This is a genomic window from Dyadobacter flavalbus, assembly GCF_006149045.1.
Taxonomy (GTDB): domain Bacteria; phylum Bacteroidota; class Bacteroidia; order Cytophagales; family Spirosomataceae; genus Dyadobacter; species Dyadobacter flavalbus.
On sequence record NZ_VBSN01000001.1, the window covers coordinates 1 to 1,367 of the forward strand.

1 protein-coding gene is annotated in these 1,367 nt (G+C 41.0%); it reads right to left on the reverse strand.

Annotated elements, in window-relative coordinates:
• Positions 1 to 43: 43 nt before the first annotated feature.
• Positions 44 to 1,288, reverse strand: a complete 1,245-nt coding sequence (locus tag FEM33_RS00005; RefSeq protein WP_139010085.1) for an IS256 family transposase — start codon at positions 1,286 to 1,288, stop codon at positions 44 to 46.
• Positions 1,289 to 1,367: the final 79 nt, after the last annotated feature.

Consider the following 1,367-nt stretch of genomic DNA (forward strand, 5'->3'; position numbering starts at 1 on the left):
GGGAGTGTACGCTGAACTGTGTCAGGGTTTGATTTTGGGAGATTCAGCCGCCCAAGAAAAATTCTCGATCTGCCTGTAATCTGTCACCAAATTTAATATACAATTGAGACATGGTCAAGCCCCAGTTATGGATTGACATTGTCCACTTTTTTGAAAGATCTCTCACAACCAGATAAACCAATTTTAACAACGCCTGATCGGAGGTAAATGCCCCTTTTGTCTTTGTGACTTTCCGGATTTGACGGTGCATGCCTTCAATTGCATTGGTCGTATAGATGACTTTTCTGATTTCAGCAGTGTACTCAAAAAAAGTCGACAGATTCACCCAATTATCCATCCAGGATTTCACTGCCAGAGGATACTTCTTCCCCCATTTGTCATCGAATTCGAGTAACCTTTCATACGCTTGCTCTTGGTTAATTGCCTTATAGATAGGCTTTAAATCTGAGATAACGCCTTTTTTATCTTTTTCAGGCACATAGCGGATACTGGTTCGGATCTGGTGGATTATGCAGAGCTGAATTTTTGTTTTGGGGAAAACAGCTTCTATAGCTTCGGGAAATCCTTTTAGGCCATCTATGCAAGCAATCAAAATATCTTCAACACCACGTTGTTTCAAATCTGTAAGAACAGATAGCCAAAATTTAGCCCCCTCGTTTTCAGAAAGATAAATCCCAATCAAGTCTTTTTTCCCTTCTCGATTTATTCCCAATATGTTATAAATCGCCCGTGATTCGACTGTTCCGTTATCGCGGACTTTGTAGTGCATGCAGTCCAGAAAAACAAAGGGGTAAACTGCTTCTAATGGCCTGTTACGCCATTCGTTCATGAGTGGAATTACCTTGTCGGTGATATGAGAAATTTCGGTAGCGGAAATCTCCATTGCATACATTTCCTTGACATACTCTGATATATTACGGGTACTCATACCGCGTGCATACATCGCTATTACCTTATCTTCAAGCTCCTCACTGATAATTAATTGACGCTTAGGCAGGATTTTGGGCTCAAAGGTGCCATGACGGTCACGGCTGCTCTCAATCTCTAAATGGCCTGACTGAAGACTTCTAACCGTTTTCTTTGTTTTGCCGTTTTTCCGGTTGCTCTCGCCAGAAGCTTTACTTTCTTGCAGATGATTGTTTAGCTCGCCTTCGAGCATTGATTCTAAAAGATGTTTTAACATTGGAGCAAATACGCCATCAGTACCGCCCATCTTTTTGCCGTCATAGAGGCCTTGCATTGCTTCTTCCTTGAAGCGTTCGAAATCGAAGGATTCGTTTGTCTTCATTGTGTCTTTAAGTTAAACTAATTTACTTATTTTTTCCCTTAATCAAATTAAGAGATGACACAGTTTGGTTTACAGTCTC

What these genes read in the sequence shown, in the direction of transcription:
- FEM33_RS00005 (WP_139010085.1), bottom strand. Translation starts at nt 1,288, where the DNA reads ATGAAGACAAACGAATCCTTCGATTTCGAACGCTTCAAGGAAGAAGCA.